Consider the following 15,016-nt stretch of genomic DNA (forward strand, 5'->3'; position numbering starts at 1 on the left):
TATTCCGTTGCCTGATGTTTTCTGATATAAAAATGGCCCTTTCGAGGGTCATTTTTTTGGGCGAAAGATAATCATCAGGTTTCCCCAATTAAGTTTCTCTTAATGATTTTGTTTTTTAATGATCGTTAATCATCAGGGGAAAATATGGTTTTTGCATGGTTGATGTATTAAAAACCAGACATTATTCGAAAGATTTGCACACAGCCTTCTTTGAAAATATTTAACTAAAATAACTTACTTTGGATTCAAGTAAATGCACGATTTTTTTATGGAAAAAAAATTCAGCTGGCGGCGGCTGGGTTGGTTGTTATTATTTTTCTGGTATTTCTCCTGCACATTACAGCTATTAATTTTACTGTCCGGCCATAGCGGTGCAAATGGATTACGAGACGCTTTACTTTACAGCTTATTTTGGCTTATTCCCGCTTTGTTGTTCCCTGGTAAAACCAGGGCAATTACCGGGGTAATTGGGATAGTGCTGTGGGCTTCATCAGCAATGGCGCTGGGTTACTATTCCATTTATAAACAGGAATTCTCGCAAAGCGTTCTGTTTGTCATGTTTGAATCGAACACAACAGAAGCAAGTGAATATTTAAGCCAGTATTTTAGTTTGAAAATTGTGGGGATATTGATTGCCTACACGCTAGTGGCAATTTTGCTATGGAAGAAATTGCGGCCTGTCTACTTGCCGACGATGCATAAAGCGGTGGTATCGCTGATAATCCTGGCTGTTCTCTTTGGTGCCCCGATCTATAAAAAGATGATTGTCGGTAAGCTGTCATCGGAAGACACCGCTGGTTATCTGGCCGGCCGCATGGCGACGACATCACCATGGCAGTTTCTGAGCAGCTATCTTGAATATCACCAGCAGTTAGACAGTATGGAATCTATGTTGCAGCAAAATGCTGCGTTGCCGCCATTGGCCAATCTAAAAGATGCGAATGGAGATATACCCCGCACTCTGGTGCTGGTTATTGGTGAATCAACGACCAGCAGCCGGATGAGTCTGTATGGTTACTGGCGTCAGACCACGCCACGTTTGGATGCGTTAAGCAAATCCGATCCGAATCTGGTGGTTTTCAAAGATGTCGTGACATCACGTCCTTATACGATTGAGATTCTGCAACAGTCGCTGACATTTGCCGATGAGCAAAATCCGGATCTGTATCTGACCAAGCCTTCATTGATGAATCTGATGAAGCAGGCAGGTTATAAAACATTCTGGATTACCAATCAGCAGACGATGACTAAACGTAATACGATGCTGACGGTTTTTTCAAAACAGACGGATAAACAGTTCTATCTGAATAACCAGAGAACGCAAAGTGTCAGGCAATACGATGATGTCGTTTTACCGCCGTTTGAGGAAGTGATGGCTGACCCTGCGCCGAAAAAATTCATTATCGTGCATTTATTAGGCACGCATATGAACTATAAATATCGCTATCCAGAGACGTTTGATAAATTTAATGGGCGTGTCGGTTTGCCAGCAGAATTAAGCGATCAGGAAGTTGAAGTTTATAACCATTATGATAATGCAGAATTATATAACGATTATATCGTAGATAGCCTGATTAATATCTTTGCTAAAAACAAACCGAATGGTTTCCTGCTTTATTTCTCCGATCATGGTGAAGACGTTTATGAAACGTCGCCGCATGATGTGCTGGGACGTAATGAGGCGGCGCCAACGCGCGCAATGTACACGATTCCTTTTATGGTCTGGATGTCGCCTGAGTGGCAGAAAAACCACTCGTCCGACTATGCACCTTATTTGGAGCGCAAATACAGCAATGCGCACCTGATTCATACCTGGTCGGATTTGGCTGGGTTGAGTTACGATTTTTACGAGCCGTCAAAAAGTCTGGTAAACCCGGATTTTAAAGAAACAGAACGCTGGATTGGCAACCCCTACGATAAAAAAGGGCTGAGAACGTTTGATAGCCTGCCTGCAACAATCGTGGGAACCAAATAGTCTGACTAATCCTGTTGAGGAAAAATGTGTCAACGCTATTTAGGGCGAGTCAGTCGTGCCGGAAAGGGATGCGGGAAGCATCCCTTTCTTTATAATCGTTAATCCAGCAAATCCTGCCGTACGCTTATGGCAATCTCAAACGAGTGCAAACGCGCCTGATGATCAAAAATCTGGCCGTTGATCATCACTTCATCCACCCGTGTTTCCCGCAGTAAACTCTGTAAACCATGTCTGACCTTTGCTCGATCGCCCACGATAGACAGGCGTAACGTTTGTTCAACACCCAATTGTTCTGCGGGTGACCAGATGGCGTCCATATCCTCTACCGGTGCGGGAAGTGGCCCCGGCGTACCGCGACGCAGATTGACAAACTGCTGTTGCATTGAGGTAAAGAGGAAGCGGGCATCACGATCGCTATCGGCGGCAACCACGTTGACGCACACCATGGCGTAAGGTTTAGGGTGTGTCGCAGACGGTTTGAACGACTCGCGATAAACGTTTAACGCCTGTAGTAACAGATCCGGGGCAAAATGGGCAGCAAACGCAAAGGGAAGTCCCAGTGCGGCAGCCAACTGAGCGCTGTATAAGCTTGAACCTAATAGCCAGATAGGAATCTGTAGCCCCTGACCGGGGACCGCCTGAACGGCCTGGCCGGGTTGAACATCCGCAAAGTAGCGTTGCAGTTCCTGCACATCTCGCGGGAAATCATCAATATCGGCATTCAGATGACGTCGTAATGCCATCATGGTCCGTTGATCGGTGCCCGGCGCACGACCTAATCCAAGATCGATCCGACCCGGATAGAGCGACTCCAGCGTCCCGAACTGTTCCGCAATCACCAGCGGCGCATGGTTAGGCAGCATCACGCCGCCTGAGCCGATGCGAATATTCTGTGTACCGGCGGCCAGATAGCCAATCAACACCGAGGTCGCGGCACTGGCGATACCGGTCATGTTGTGGTGTTCCGCCAGCCAATAGCGATGATAACCCCAGTTTTCAGCATGTTGTGCCAAATCCAGCGAGTGATGAAAAGCGTGGCGCGGGCTGGCTCCTTGCGGAATAGGGGCAAGATCAAGGACGGAAAACGTAACCGGACGACGGGATAGGGACATAACGTAGCTCACTTTGTTGATGAGACTTGCAAAAATATCATGCCAGCCAATGATGAGAGTACCTACCAGTATTATGCCATTCCGGGCGATTACACAATTTTTGAGAAGAATAGAAAAATAAATGGGCAGCGCAATGTCTCTGCCCATGGCGAAGAAACTATTGGACCAGCTCCAATCCTGCGACACGCTTCCAGTAACCGTTGCAATCTGACTGATTTGCCAGAACCAGAGGCGATTCACCCTGCTCATTGGCGCGGAATTTATCCAGCATGTTCAGGGTATCAATGCTGTCTGGGGAGAGCCGGACAATGTCCACCAGGCCCTGCATGGACGCCAGCTCATTACCCAGGTTATAACAATAACCGCTTTGCGTTTGTATTCCATTGAGTACAAAAACCTGCTGATTTTCCTGCGACAGAACTTTACGTCCCTGTGGATAATTGAGGCAGCAGGTTTCACATTCGTCTTTGGCCCGGTTTTCTGAACGCGCCGTAAAACAGCGGGCCGAGTAAGCCAGTGGCAGATGTCCGTAGCTCAACACTTCAACTTCAAACTGATGACGGAATCCGAGTTCGTCACATTGATTCAGCAGGTTGTACAACCAGTCGCGTGAGAGTTCTACTGGCATACACCAGCGCACCATGCCCTGTTTATGCAGTAAACGCAGCGTATAGGCGTTGTAGCAATTCAGCGCGTGCCCGGCGACGAAAGGCAAGCGGCGGACGGCGGCCATGTTGACGGCGCCGAGATCGTTCGCTTCCAGCAGAAATTCGCCGTTTTCTACATAGCGTTTCAGCTCATTCAGCTCGGAAGGCGCCTGAAGCAGTGCCAGCGTAGAAATCACCACCTGTTTACCGCTGTCTGCAAGCTGTCTGGCGAGCGCAAGCCAGTCATTGACCTTCATCAGGCGACGTTTGCTACATACCGTTTCACCGAGATAAATAATATCGGCGCTGCTATTCATGGCTGCCTGATAAAACGTTTCTACATCTTGTTTCGGCCAATAGTAGAGGATGGCACCTAACGCGTATTTCATATTTTCTCCTGCTACTGCCATTTCCGGTGGTAGGCGCCTAGCGTGGTTTGCGTGCCTTCAGCCACCGCACCCAGCGTATCCATCCATTCCTGCGTTGGGCTGAATGTTTCAGGATTGGACAGGCAGCGATCAATCGCCTGTCGCCAGACCCGGGTGATCTGGCTGACGTAGGCTGGGCTGCGCTGCCGTCCTTCTATTTTCACCGAAGCAATATTAGCGGCCAGCAACTCGGGCAATAGCGCCAGCGTATTCAGGCTGGTGGGCTCTTCCAGAGCGTGATAGCGCTGACCATCGACCAGATAACGACCTTTGCATAAGGTGGGATAACCGGCGTTTTCATGTTCCTGATAGCGATCGATCAACACATTGTTTAACCGCGATTCCATCCCCTGCGGGGTATCCTGCCAGCGGACAAAACGTGCCGGAGAGCAGGCTCCAACCGTATTGGGAGATTCGCCCGTCAGGTAAGAGGAGAGATAGCATCGGCCTTCGGCCATGATACACAGGCTACCGAATGCAAAGACTTCCAGCGGCACGGGCGTGGTGCGCGCCAGCTGTTTCACCTGATGGATCGAAAGTACGCGCGGCAGCACCACGCGGGAAACATCGAAATGGCGCTGGTAAAAATGAATCGCTTCCGTATTGGTGGCGGAAGCCTGCACGGAAACATGCCGTTCAATATCGGGATAGCGTTCAGCGGCGTACTCAAGCATGGCAAGATCGGCAAGGATCAGTACGTCAGCGCCGATTTGCGCCGCCATATCCACCGCACGCTGCCAGCGTTGGTAACCATCAGGATGAGCGAATGTATTGATGGCAATATGAAGTTTACGGCGGTGGCGCTGCACATAGTCACGCGCTTCCTGTAGCTTTTTGTCGGTAAAGTTAAGCCCGGCGAAATGACGCGCGTTGGTGTCATCCTTTAGTCCGATGTAGACCGCATCGGCGCCATTATCAATGGCGGCTTTCAATGCCGGAAGATTACCGGCGGGGCAAAGCAGTTCCATACCATTTCCTTCATTAATCACAGTGCCGGAGAGGAAAACGATCCGATACGATCAATGATGTTTGCAGACTGATGAGATTTTTTATGACGGGCACTCTGCCCGTCACCCTTGCGGACCGTCGCAAGCGACGTTGAAAATCGCTCCCGGCGATTTTTTATCAGTCAATGAATGTTTTTAACGATAGGGAATCTTAATTAACCCGATGTTTGAGGACTTTGATTTAGACCAGTTAATCACGTTAATGACGGGGGACAACTTGAAATCGATGGGGGATATGTGGATAACTGACTAAATTATTGACATAGACCTCTGCCGGTTTTATCTGATGTGGCAGAATACTGCCAGATTGTCTGAAGTTTAAGAGGAGTACGCCAGTGTTGGAAAAACTACGGGCGCAGATTGTGCGTCAAGGGCCAGGCTTGTTAGGTAAGCCTCTGAAGTTCACTCCTTTTGCTTTACAGCGTCAGGTTCTGGAGCAGGTGTTGCGCTGGCAGTTTCGTCAGGCGCTGGACGACGGCGATCTGGCGTTTCTGGAAGGGCGCTGGTTAAAAATTGAAGTTCGCGATGTTGGCCTGCGGTGGTTTATGACGTTGCGTGATAACCGTCTGGTGGTCAGCCGTCAGGAAACGCCGGACGTCAGCTTCAGCGCGGATGCCAACGATCTCATTCTGATTGCGGCGCGTAAGGAAGATCCCGATACGCTGTTCTTTCAGCGTCGCCTGCGCATCGAAGGGGATACCGAGCTCGGGCTGTACGTGAAAAATCTGATGGATGCGATCGAACTGGAAAGCATGCCGGCAGCGTTGCGTATCGGTTTGATTCAACTGGCTGACTTTGTTGAGGCTGGATTACAGGAGGGCGCGATGCAGTCTACCGATCGCGCACCCGTCTCATGCTAGTCCGTGTTGAAATACCTGTTGATGCTGCTGGCATCGATAGCTTGCTGCGTCGCGCTTTCCCAACGAGCGCGGAGGCCGATCTGGTTCATCAACTGCGTGAGGATGGACTGCTGACGTTGGGCATTGTCGCAACGGATGATGAAGGCTGCGTGGTAGGGTACGCCGCATTCAGCCCGGTTCTGATTGAAGGAGAAGATCGGCAGTGGGTGGGGCTTGCTCCGCTGGCAGTGGAAGAAACGCTGCGCCGGCAGGGATTGGGCGAACAACTGGTATACGAAGGGTTGGATGCCCTTAACGAGTTTGGCTATACCGCGGTGGTGGTGCTGGGTGAGCCGGCCTACTACTCGCGCTTTGGCTTTGTGCCGGCGATTGAGCAGCAGCTTCATTGCCAATGGCCGGACAGCGAAAGCGCTTTCCAGGTTTACCCGCTGGCGGATAATCATTTTGAAGGGGCGAGTGGGCTGGTGGAGTATGCCGGGCCTTTTAATCGTTTTCTCTAGTGGAAACGTTCGGATAATGACAAGGGCTGGTTTTGTACCACCTGAGATTGCTGACAAAGTCGCCTGTGAGCCTGAGATACACGGGGCGACCACGGGGCGAGGTGTCCCTGCGGGAACCTCATCCCCGTGTTTCCCCTAAAATCTGACTTTGTCGAGGGTCTGAGGCTGGTCTTGTACCAGCCTTTCTTTTTGGCTTTTGCTCAACTGTTTTACCTGATATTCCAGTTTTGAGGCGCTCGAGCGATTCCCGGCCAGACAGTGAAATACCAGCGTCAGTTCGCCTTTTCCCCGCAACGCCTTTGCCCCTTTCCCAGACTGGTGTTGAGCCAAACGTCGCGCCACATCGGTGGTAATGCCTGTGTAGAGCAGACCCGTTGCTGTTCTCAGGATATACAGATACCAGCAGGGTTCGGTGAGATTTTCATGCATGGTTGGCGCGCGTAGTCCGTGATGTCACAATGAAGGTAACCGGGAGCCTGTAATAATGTTGGTTCTATTTTACGAGCCTTTGCCTGCGTATTGAAGTGCCTGCCTGTTTTTAAATCATCTTTCCCCGTTTACCCTAAACCCGAACTGACGTTTGCAGAAGGCGCTACGGTATACTTGTGCCACTCTTTATACTCTCCCCCAGTATTCATGACATAAATTGGAGTCGGTATGTCACATACCATTAAAAGCAAAAAGAAGCTGCTGGCGCGCGTCAGACGAATCAAAGGTCAGATGGAGGCAGTTGAAAAAGCTCTGGAAAAGGAAACGGCCTGCCTGAATATCCTGCAACAGATTGCCGCCGTCCGTGGTGCGGTCAATGGGCTGATGACCGAAGTGCTGGAAGGGCACATCCGGGAACACCTGATGGATGAAAGCCATTCATCACAGGAACGCAGTGACGATCTGGAAGAGATTGTTTCCGTTATTCGCTCTTATCTGAAGTAATCACTCGCATTTCAGTCAGATCGCGTTGATTGGCGGTACGGTGAGCTGGGAAGTGAATGAAAATGGATGCGCCTGCAATATCGTGCGGGATCGCCTTTATGATTTCCTTAAATGTAATATACTGGGGGGTAGTATAATTCAAAGGTGAACAACTGATGTCGCTGATACAGATAAACGGTGCGCAACCTCACCATCATGTTTTTGATGAGGGCAACCCGCTGGCGGAAAGGAATACCCGGTATGCCACCCTGCTTACCGCCGCCATGATGGTGATTGAAATCGTGGGAGGTTGGTATTTCAACTCCATGGCGCTGCTGGCGGACGGCTGGCATATGAGTTCGCATGCGTTGGCGCTGGGGCTTTCCGCCGTGGCCTATGCGGCAGCCAGACGGCTGGCCTCCGATATGCGTTTTACCTTCGGCACATGGAAGATCGAAATTCTGGGCGGATTTACCAGCGCCATTTTGCTGGTGATAGTGGCGATGGTGATGCTGTATGAATCCGTGGTCCGGTTGCTCCAGCCGACGACGATCCAATACGATCAGGCGATAGCGATTGGCGTGGTGGGATTGTTGGTCAACCTGATCTGCGCCTGGCTGCTGCGCGGTGAGCATTCTCACGGGCCCCATCACACCCACGGTCATCATCATCCGCATGTTCATCCTGCTGCCGCCCATTCCTCGCCAGCGCACGCAGGGCATCAGGATTTGAATCTGCGCTCGGCCTATATCCATGTCGTGGCCGATGCCGCGACATCCGTACTGGCGATTATCGCGCTGATCAGCGGCAAGTTTTGGGGAGCCGCCTGGCTGGACCCGGTGATGGGAATAGTCGGCGCCATATTGGTGGCCGTCTGGGCTTACGGTCTGATTCGACAAACCAGTCGCGTGCTGCTGGATGCGGAAATGGATTCTCCCGTTGTGGATGAAATCAAAGCGGTGATTGATGCCAGCCCCATTCCGGCTAAGCTGATTGATTTACACGTCTGGCGCGTCGGTACGGAAAAATATGCCTGTATATTGAGTCTGGCGACCGATCGGGTTGTTCCGCCCGATTACTATAAGCGGCAATTAGCCATACATGAGGAACTTGTTCACATTACGGTTGAAATCAATATCGTCGCTAAAGGTAACATCCTCCTTCGCCACTGATTTTTCTCATCTCCATTCATCTGTTTTACATCCAGCTCCCGGCGTTGGCCGGGAGAAAACGCTATGATTAATGCAGGCAATAAGGGTGGATCATTGAATTATTTGTGACTGAAATCACATATAATCCCAAGCCATTGCATCATTTTTACATTAAGTGTGAATAAAGGCACAAAATGACCTGATGTGGCATGGTCAAATACCCAGGATGTTCTTGGTATTTAAATCGCCATCAGTGTGTAGAGGAAGGCTATCGCGGTGAGAAGGATTTCGGTGGCCGCTACGGGTGATTCCCCCCTGGCGCTATCTTCAAGGAACCAAGTCCGCTCGCCAAACGTACTGGTATTGAAATATATCGGTTGATGTTTCCCGCCGGTAAATCGGCTGACGAGTTGGAGTATTGTATGACCACATTAACTGCCGCAGCGCAGCGTGCGCTGGGGTTGATGGATTTAACCACCCTTAATGATGACGATACGGATGACAAGGTGATCGCCCTGTGTCATCAGGCTGACAGCCCGGCAGGGAAGACAGCCGCTATCTGCATCTATCCGCGTTTCATTCCACTGGCGCGCAAGATTCTGCGTGAGCAGGGAACGCCAGATATCCGTATTGCTACCGTGACCAACTTTCCGCATGGTAATGATGATATCGACATTGCCGTGGCGGAAACCAAAGCGGCGATTGCCTACGGCGCGGATGAAGTCGATGTTGTGTTCCCTTATCGTGCGTTGATGGCGGGCGACACGCAGTCTGGTTTTGCGCTGGTCAAAGCCTGTAAAGCAGAATGTCAGGCGGCCGGTGTTCTGCTGAAGGTCATCATTGAAACCGGTGAGCTGAAACAGGCGTCGTTGATCCGTCAGGCCAGCGAGATCGCTATCGATGCGGGCGCGGATTTCATTAAAACCTCCACCGGTAAAGTCGCGGTTAATGCCACGCCGCAAAGTGCGGAAATCATGCTGAAAGTGATTCGTGATAAAGGCGTGGGCGAACAGGTTGGGTTCAAGGCGGCAGGCGGTGTGCGTAATGCCGAAGAGGCCGCCATTTATCTGCAATTGGCTGATGACATCATGGGGCCGGGCTGGGCCAATGCGCAGCATTTCCGCTTCGGGGCATCCAGTTTGTTAGCCAACCTGCTGACGGTGTTAGGCCATCAGACGAAAGGGCAGCAGAGTAGCTATTGAGAACGCGACGGCGGAAAAGTGACCGCATGACGAATCTCATGACATGACCCCGCTTTTTATTCGCTAATCAGGAGTGCAAGCCTTGTTTCTGATTCAGGAAATCATTCGCAAGAAGCGTGACGGCAGCCCACTGAGTGCCGAAGAAATTCGCTTTTTCATTAACGGTATCCGTGATAACACGGTGTCTGAAGGGCAAATCGCCGCGCTGGCCATGACCATCTATTTCCATGATATGTCGATGGAAGAGCGTGTCGCGTTGACGCTGGCGATGCGCGATTCAGGAACGGTACTCGACTGGAAGGGGCTTAACCTGAATGGTCCGCTGGTGGATAAACATTCGACCGGTGGCGTAGGAGATGTCACCTCGTTGATGCTCGGGCCGATGGTCGCCGCCTGTGGCGGTTATGTCCCGATGATTTCAGGGCGTGGACTCGGACATACCGGCGGTACGCTCGACAAGCTGGAATCGATACCGGGTCTGGATATCTTCCCGAATGACAGCGCGTTTCGTCAAATTATCCAGCAGGTTGGCGTGGCGATCATCGGGCAGACCAGTTCATTGGCTCCCGCCGATAAACGTTTTTATGCCACGCGCGATATTACTGCCACGGTGGATTCCATCCCGCTGATTACCGCCTCTATTCTGGCGAAAAAGCTGGCGGAGGGGTTGGATGCGCTGGTCATGGATGTCAAAGTGGGGTCCGGGGCGTTCATGCCGACCTACGCGCTGTCCGAACAACTGGCTCAGGCTATCGTCGGCGTCGCCAACCAGGCGGGCTGCCGTACCAGCGCGCTGCTGACCGATATGAATCAGGTTCTGGCGTCCAGCGCGGGTAATGCATTGGAAGTCCGGGAAGCGGTACGCTTCCTGACCGGTGAGCACCGTAACCCGCGCTTATATGAAGTCACGATGGCGTTGTGCGAAGAGATGCTGCTGGCTGGCGGATTAGCCGGGTCGGCAGCCGATGCCCACTCCCGTCTACAGACGGTGCTGGATAACGGTAAAGCGGCAGAGGTCTTTGGGCGTATGGTTGCCGCACAGCGCGGCCCGGTGGATTTTGTCGAGCACTATGCGCGTTATTTGCCGGTGGCGACGTTAAGTAAACCCGTTTTTGCCGATCGTGACGGTATCGTCACGGCGATGGATACCCGGGCATTAGGCATGGCGGTGGTGGCATTGGGCGGAGGACGCCGTCAGGCCAGTGATGCGATCGATTACAGCGTTGGGCTGGATGAGATGGCCTGTCTGGGCGATCGCGTTGATCGCCAGCGTCCGCTGGCGGTGGTCCACGCCAATACGGAAGCACAGTGGCAAACGGCGGCAGAAGCCGTGCGTGCTGCCATTACGCTTGGCGATGTTGCTCCCGAAACCACCCCGATAGTCTATAGCCGACTGAGTGCTGAAAATTGAATTGGTATTGAAAATTGATGTTTCCAACGCCGATATGGCTTGGTTTGCGGCGCTTAATCGCGCAGGAGATGAATTAATGAAACGTGCATATATTATGGTACTCGACTCATTTGGTATTGGTTGCAGTGCTGATGCGGAACGTTTTGGTGATGCAGGTTCGGATACGCTGGGCCATATTGCGCAGGCTTGTGCGGCAGGCAAAGCCGATCAAGGCCGTAAAGGGCCGTTGTATTTACCTAACCTGAGTCGGCTGGGGCTGGGAAAAGCGGCGGAAGCCTCGACGGGAACCTTCCCGGCCGGGTTGGATGAGCAGGCTGACATTATCGGCGCTTATGCGCACGCCAGCGAAATTTCCTCGGGGAAAGATACGCCCTCAGGTCACTGGGAAATTGCCGGTGTGCCGGTACTGTTCGACTGGGGTTATTTCAAAGATGAAGAAAACAGCTTCCCTCAGGCGCTGCTGGATCTGCTGGTAGAACGCGCCAACTTACCGGGCTATCTGGGCAACTGCCATTCTTCCGGCACGGTGATCCTGGATAAGCTGGGTGAAGAGCATATGAAAACCGGCAAGCCGATTTTCTATACCTCGGCGGATTCCGTGTTCCAGATTGCCTGCCATGAAGAAACGTTCGGTCTGGAAAAACTGTACGAACTGTGTGAAATCGCCCGTGAAGCGCTCACCGATGGCGGCTATAACATCGGTCGCGTCATTGCGCGCCCGTTTATCGGGGATAAACCCGGTCATTTCCAGCGTACCGGCAACCGGCACGATCTGGCTGTTGAGCCGCCGGCGCCGACCATGTTGAAAAAACTGGTCGATGAGAAGGGTGGTGAAGTGGTGTCGGTGGGGAAAATCGCGGATATTTATGCGCAGGTTGGTATTACCCAGAAAGTGAAGGCGACGGGTATCGATGCGCTGTTTGACGCCACGCTGAAAGAAATGGACAAGGCGGGAGATAACACTATCGTGTTTACCAACTTTGTTGATTTCGACTCCGCGTATGGTCACCGCCGGGATGTCGCCGGTTATGCCGCCGCGCTGGAGCTGTTCGATCGCCGTCTGCCGGAGATGCTCTCGCGCGTGACGGGGGATGATATTCTGATTCTGACCGCCGACCACGGCTGCGATCCCACCTGGCACGGCACCGATCATACTCGTGAGCATGTGCCGGTGTTGATTTACGGACCGAAGGTGAGACCGGGTTCGTATGGACACCGTGAGACGTTTGCGGATATCGGTCAGACGGTGGCGAAGTATTTTGGTTTATCGGCGATGGATTATGGTAAGCCGATTCTGTAACCCGAACACGATTGTTTTAGGCTGATTGATAAGGAAGAAGAGCATGGCTACGCCACATATTAATGCGGAAATGGGTGATTTTGCTGATGTCGTACTGATGCCCGGTGATCCGCTGCGCGCAAAGTATATTGCCGAAACCTTTCTGGAAAATGCCCGTGAAGTGAATAATGTTCGCGGCATGCTGGGGTTTACCGGCACTTATAAAGGCCGCAAGATTTCTGTTATGGGCCACGGAATGGGGATCCCTTCCTGCTCCATCTACGCCAAAGAGCTGATCACCGAGTTCGGCGTGAAAAAGATTATCCGCGTGGGCTCCTGCGGCGCGGTGCGTACCGATGTAAAATTGCGTGACGTGGTGATCGGTATGGGGGCGTGTACGGATTCCAAAGTAAACCGTATGCGCTTTAAAGACCATGACTATGCTGCAATCGCAGACTTTGACATGGTGCGTAACGCGGTGGATGCGGCCAAAGCGCGCGGCGTGTCCGTTCGCGTCGGTAATATTTTTTCCGCCGATCTGTTCTATACGCCGGACCCGCAAATGTTTGATGTCATGGAGAAATACGGCATCCTTGGCGTGGAAATGGAGGCGGCCGGTATCTACGGCGTCGCGGCTGAATTCGGCGCCAGGGCATTAGCCATCTGTACCGTATCCGACCATATTCGTTCTGGCGAGCAAACCACCTCGGAAGAGCGTCAGACCACGTTCAATGAGATGATCGAGATCGCGCTGGAGTCTGTTCTGCTGGGCGATAACCAGTAAATCGCGTTCGAGACCGTTCCTGTCGTCAGCTACCGGCGGCAGGGCGTCATGGCTAACGGGCGTTCAAACAGGGCGCAGATCGCCGGCTGGTGACTGACCGCCAGCACAATGGTCTGCGGCAGCGATTGTCTTAACTGCGTGAGCAGTTGGATGGCGGCCGCGTCATCCAACTGGCTGGTGGCCTCATCCAGACACAGCAGCGCAGGGCGCAGCAGTAACGCGCGCGCCAGCGACAGGCGCTGCTGTTCGCCGCCGGATAATTCCTGACTCCAGTTGGACGATTCCGCCAGTCTGGCGCTAAGCGACGGCAGGCCGACCTGTTTCAACACCTGACTCAGCAAGTCGTCATTCGGTGTTTCCGTCAACGGATAACAGAGCACACGGCGCAGAACATCCTGCGGCAGATAGGGTTTTTGCGGCAGAAACAGCGTCTTTCCCGCCGGAAGTCGCCATTGTCCTTGTACGACGGGCCACAGTCCGGCAAGGGCGCGCAGCAGCGTGGTTTTTCCGCTGCCGCTTTTCGCTGACAGAACGGCCCATTCCCCTGCCTTCAGACTGGCGGTTAACGGTGTAAACAAGGGATTACCGTCAGGGTGATGAGCCGTAAACGCCTCAATATGCAAGGTATCGCCAGCCCGACATGGCGCTTTCGGCTGCGGCAGTTTCTTCAGTCTATTCTGGAATTCCCATAGCCGCTCAATGGTGGCCGACCAGGCGACTAGCTGGCGGTAAGCATCGATAAACCAGCCGAAGGCATCCAGCACGTAACCGAACGCGGTACTGGCCTGCATCACTGCGCCAAGCGTTACCTGCCGCGCCAGATAAACCGGCAGAATGGCGAATACCGGGATCATCAGGCTGAGACGAAAATAGCTGGTGATAAAGCCTTCCAGCCGGAATTCACGTCCCATCAGGCTATGCCAGTTATTGACGATTGCCTGAAAGCGCCACTGCATCCGTGTTCGTTCGGCGTTTTCCCCCCGGTAGATCGCGATTTGCTCGGTATGCTCGCGTACCCGCAGCAGCGTGGTACGGTAATCGGCCTCCGCACGTTGTTTTTCCACGTTCAGGCCGTGCAGGCGATGTCCCAGAAGGTGGGCGAAAACGCTGTTGACGGCGGCATAACCCAGCGCGATCCACACCAGATAGCCATGAATGGTGAGGCTGTGACCGCCAACGTTCAGCGTCTGGACGCCGGACAGTTGCCACAGAATGACGATAAAGGAAAAAAAGCGCGCGGTGTTTTTCAGCAATGACAGCAGCAGTTCCAGGCTTTGTTCAATCAAGAGCCGGATATCTTCGGCAATACGCTGATCGGGGTTGTCCGGTTCGCCGCGCAGGCTGAGCCGGTAGTGGGCGCTGTGGGCCAGCCACGCCTGTTCAAAACGCTGGGTCATGTCCTGACGGCAGCGGATAATCAGCAACTTTTTCAGCCAGTTGCCGCAAACAATCACCAGTACGAACAGCGCGGTATAGCCTGCGTAGCGTCCGGCCAGCGCGGGAATGGATGCGTGCTGAAAATAGTCGGCCAGCGCATCGTAAAAGTCCTTGCTCCAGTTGTTATACAGCACGCTGACCCACACCACCGACAGCGTCAGGGCGATAATGCTCAACAGCAGCAGCCAGCAAAAGACGGCGCGGCGGGTAAACCAGAACGGGGCGATTAGCTGATAAAAGCGTTTTAGCGTTTGCATCGAATCATTAAACCCGTGGCCCGCGCGGGGCAGGCCACGTTCTGTCGGTTAGTG

General features: G+C 52.7%; 14 protein-coding genes. 9 read left to right on the forward strand and 5 right to left on the reverse strand.

The genetic code is table 11. The features are described from left to right. Positions 1–268 precede the first annotated feature (268 nt). On the forward strand, positions 269–1,975 hold the full coding sequence (locus tag DDT52_RS14795; protein WP_247595549.1) for a phosphoethanolamine transferase CptA: 1,707 nt from the start codon (positions 269–271) through the stop codon (positions 1,973–1,975). A gap of 98 nt (positions 1,976–2,073) precedes the next feature. On the opposite strand, the gene DDT52_RS14800 is transcribed toward DDT52_RS14795, so the two are convergent. The 3 genes from DDT52_RS14800 to ubiU form a co-directional block, all read right to left on the reverse strand. After that, the gene (locus DDT52_RS14800; RefSeq protein ID WP_136157035.1) at positions 2,074–3,087 is read right to left on the reverse strand and encodes a luciferase-like monooxygenase; all 1,014 of its coding nucleotides are present in this window, start codon (positions 3,085–3,087) and stop codon (positions 2,074–2,076) included. Positions 3,088–3,244: 157 nt separating this feature from the next. Beyond that, positions 3,245–4,123 (reverse strand): U32 family peptidase, encoded by an 879-nt coding sequence (locus tag DDT52_RS14805; protein WP_136157036.1) that lies wholly within the window; start codon positions 4,121–4,123, stop codon positions 3,245–3,247. Between the two features lie 11 nt (positions 4,124–4,134). Further along, the gene (gene ubiU / locus DDT52_RS14810) at positions 4,135–5,130 is read right to left on the reverse strand and encodes a ubiquinone anaerobic biosynthesis protein UbiU (RefSeq protein ID WP_109054652.1); all 996 of its coding nucleotides are present in this window, start codon (positions 5,128–5,130) and stop codon (positions 4,135–4,137) included. Positions 5,131–5,504: 374 nt separating this feature from the next. On the opposite strand from ubiU, the gene ubiT reads away from it, so the two are divergent. Together ubiT and DDT52_RS14820 are read left to right on the forward strand one after the other, a co-directional pair. Continuing rightward, positions 5,505–6,029 carry a ubiquinone anaerobic biosynthesis accessory factor UbiT gene (gene ubiT / locus DDT52_RS14815; RefSeq protein WP_136157037.1) on the forward strand — a complete coding sequence of 175 codons (525 nt, stop codon included), beginning with the start codon at positions 5,505–5,507 and terminating at the stop codon, positions 6,027–6,029. Continuing rightward, positions 6,023–6,529 (forward strand): GNAT family N-acetyltransferase, encoded by a 507-nt coding sequence (locus DDT52_RS14820; RefSeq protein ID WP_136157038.1) that lies wholly within the window; start codon positions 6,023–6,025, stop codon positions 6,527–6,529. The genes ubiT and DDT52_RS14820 overlap by 7 nt, the downstream gene beginning before the upstream one ends. Before the next feature lie 135 nt (positions 6,530–6,664). On the opposite strand, the gene DDT52_RS14825 is transcribed toward DDT52_RS14820, so the two are convergent. Further along, the gene (locus DDT52_RS14825; RefSeq protein ID WP_136157039.1) at positions 6,665–6,958 is read right to left on the reverse strand and encodes a GIY-YIG nuclease family protein; all 294 of its coding nucleotides are present in this window, start codon (positions 6,956–6,958) and stop codon (positions 6,665–6,667) included. Between the two features lie 228 nt (positions 6,959–7,186). Here DDT52_RS14825 and DDT52_RS14830 point away from each other — a divergent pair, with 228 nt between their 5' ends. The 6 genes from DDT52_RS14830 (at position 7,187) to deoD (ending at position 13,268) form a co-directional block, all read left to right on the forward strand. Then, positions 7,187–7,462: a metal/formaldehyde-sensitive transcriptional repressor gene (locus DDT52_RS14830; protein WP_136157040.1), complete on the forward strand. Its 276-nt coding sequence runs from the start codon at positions 7,187–7,189 to the stop codon at positions 7,460–7,462. A 155-nt stretch (positions 7,463–7,617) separates the two neighbouring features. Then, a complete protein-coding gene (gene dmeF, locus DDT52_RS14835; RefSeq protein ID WP_136157041.1) occupies positions 7,618–8,613 on the forward strand; it encodes a CDF family Co(II)/Ni(II) efflux transporter DmeF in 996 nt (331 codons plus the stop codon). A gap of 401 nt (positions 8,614–9,014) precedes the next feature. Then, positions 9,015–9,794 carry a deoxyribose-phosphate aldolase gene (deoC, locus tag DDT52_RS14840; RefSeq protein ID WP_136157042.1) on the forward strand — a complete coding sequence of 260 codons (780 nt, stop codon included), beginning with the start codon at positions 9,015–9,017 and terminating at the stop codon, positions 9,792–9,794. Positions 9,795–9,876: 82 nt separating this feature from the next. Continuing rightward, complete coding sequence (gene deoA / locus DDT52_RS14845) at positions 9,877–11,205, forward strand: thymidine phosphorylase (RefSeq protein WP_136157043.1); 1,329 nt, start codon at positions 9,877–9,879, stop codon at positions 11,203–11,205. A gap of 76 nt (positions 11,206–11,281) precedes the next feature. Further along, positions 11,282–12,505 (forward strand): phosphopentomutase, encoded by a 1,224-nt coding sequence (gene deoB, locus DDT52_RS14850; RefSeq protein ID WP_136157044.1) that lies wholly within the window; start codon positions 11,282–11,284, stop codon positions 12,503–12,505. A 43-nt stretch (positions 12,506–12,548) separates the two neighbouring features. Continuing rightward, on the forward strand, positions 12,549–13,268 hold the full coding sequence (gene deoD / locus DDT52_RS14855) for a purine-nucleoside phosphorylase (protein ID WP_136157045.1): 720 nt from the start codon (positions 12,549–12,551) through the stop codon (positions 13,266–13,268). A 29-nt stretch (positions 13,269–13,297) separates the two neighbouring features. Here deoD and DDT52_RS14860 read toward each other — a convergent pair whose 3' ends face one another. After that, entirely contained in the window at positions 13,298–14,962 is a 1,665-nt protein-coding gene (locus DDT52_RS14860) for an ABC transporter ATP-binding protein/permease (protein WP_136157046.1), read from the reverse strand. Between the last annotated feature and the right edge of the window lie 54 nt (positions 14,963–15,016).

The organism is Brenneria roseae subsp. roseae, assembly GCF_003115845.1.
Classification (GTDB): domain Bacteria; phylum Pseudomonadota; class Gammaproteobacteria; order Enterobacterales; family Enterobacteriaceae; genus Brenneria; species Brenneria roseae.

Bases quoted from the DNA above. Each gene is read 5' to 3' on its own strand.
- DDT52_RS14800 (WP_136157035.1), bottom strand. From the start codon at position 3,087: ATGTCCCTATCCCGTCGTCCGGTTACGTTTTCCGTCCTTGATCTTGCC.
- DDT52_RS14860 (WP_136157046.1), bottom strand. From the start codon at position 14,962: ATGCAAACGCTAAAACGCTTTTATCAGCTAATCGCCCCGTTCTGGTTT.
- deoD (WP_136157045.1), top strand. From the start codon at position 12,549: ATGGCTACGCCACATATTAATGCGGAAATGGGTGATTTTGCTGATGTC.
- DDT52_RS14820 (WP_136157038.1), top strand. From the start codon at position 6,023: ATGCTAGTCCGTGTTGAAATACCTGTTGATGCTGCTGGCATCGATAGC.
- ubiU (WP_109054652.1), bottom strand. From the start codon at position 5,130: ATGGAACTGCTTTGCCCCGCCGGTAATCTTCCGGCATTGAAAGCCGCC.
- DDT52_RS14830 (WP_136157040.1), top strand. From the start codon at position 7,187: ATGTCACATACCATTAAAAGCAAAAAGAAGCTGCTGGCGCGCGTCAGA.
- deoC (WP_136157042.1), top strand. From the start codon at position 9,015: ATGACCACATTAACTGCCGCAGCGCAGCGTGCGCTGGGGTTGATGGAT.
- DDT52_RS14825 (WP_136157039.1), bottom strand. From the start codon at position 6,958: ATGCATGAAAATCTCACCGAACCCTGCTGGTATCTGTATATCCTGAGA.
- DDT52_RS14805 (WP_136157036.1), bottom strand. From the start codon at position 4,123: ATGAAATACGCGTTAGGTGCCATCCTCTACTATTGGCCGAAACAAGAT.
- deoB (WP_136157044.1), top strand. From the start codon at position 11,282: ATGAAACGTGCATATATTATGGTACTCGACTCATTTGGTATTGGTTGC.
- dmeF (WP_136157041.1), top strand. From the start codon at position 7,618: ATGTCGCTGATACAGATAAACGGTGCGCAACCTCACCATCATGTTTTT.
- DDT52_RS14795 (WP_247595549.1), top strand. From the start codon at position 269: ATGGAAAAAAAATTCAGCTGGCGGCGGCTGGGTTGGTTGTTATTATTT.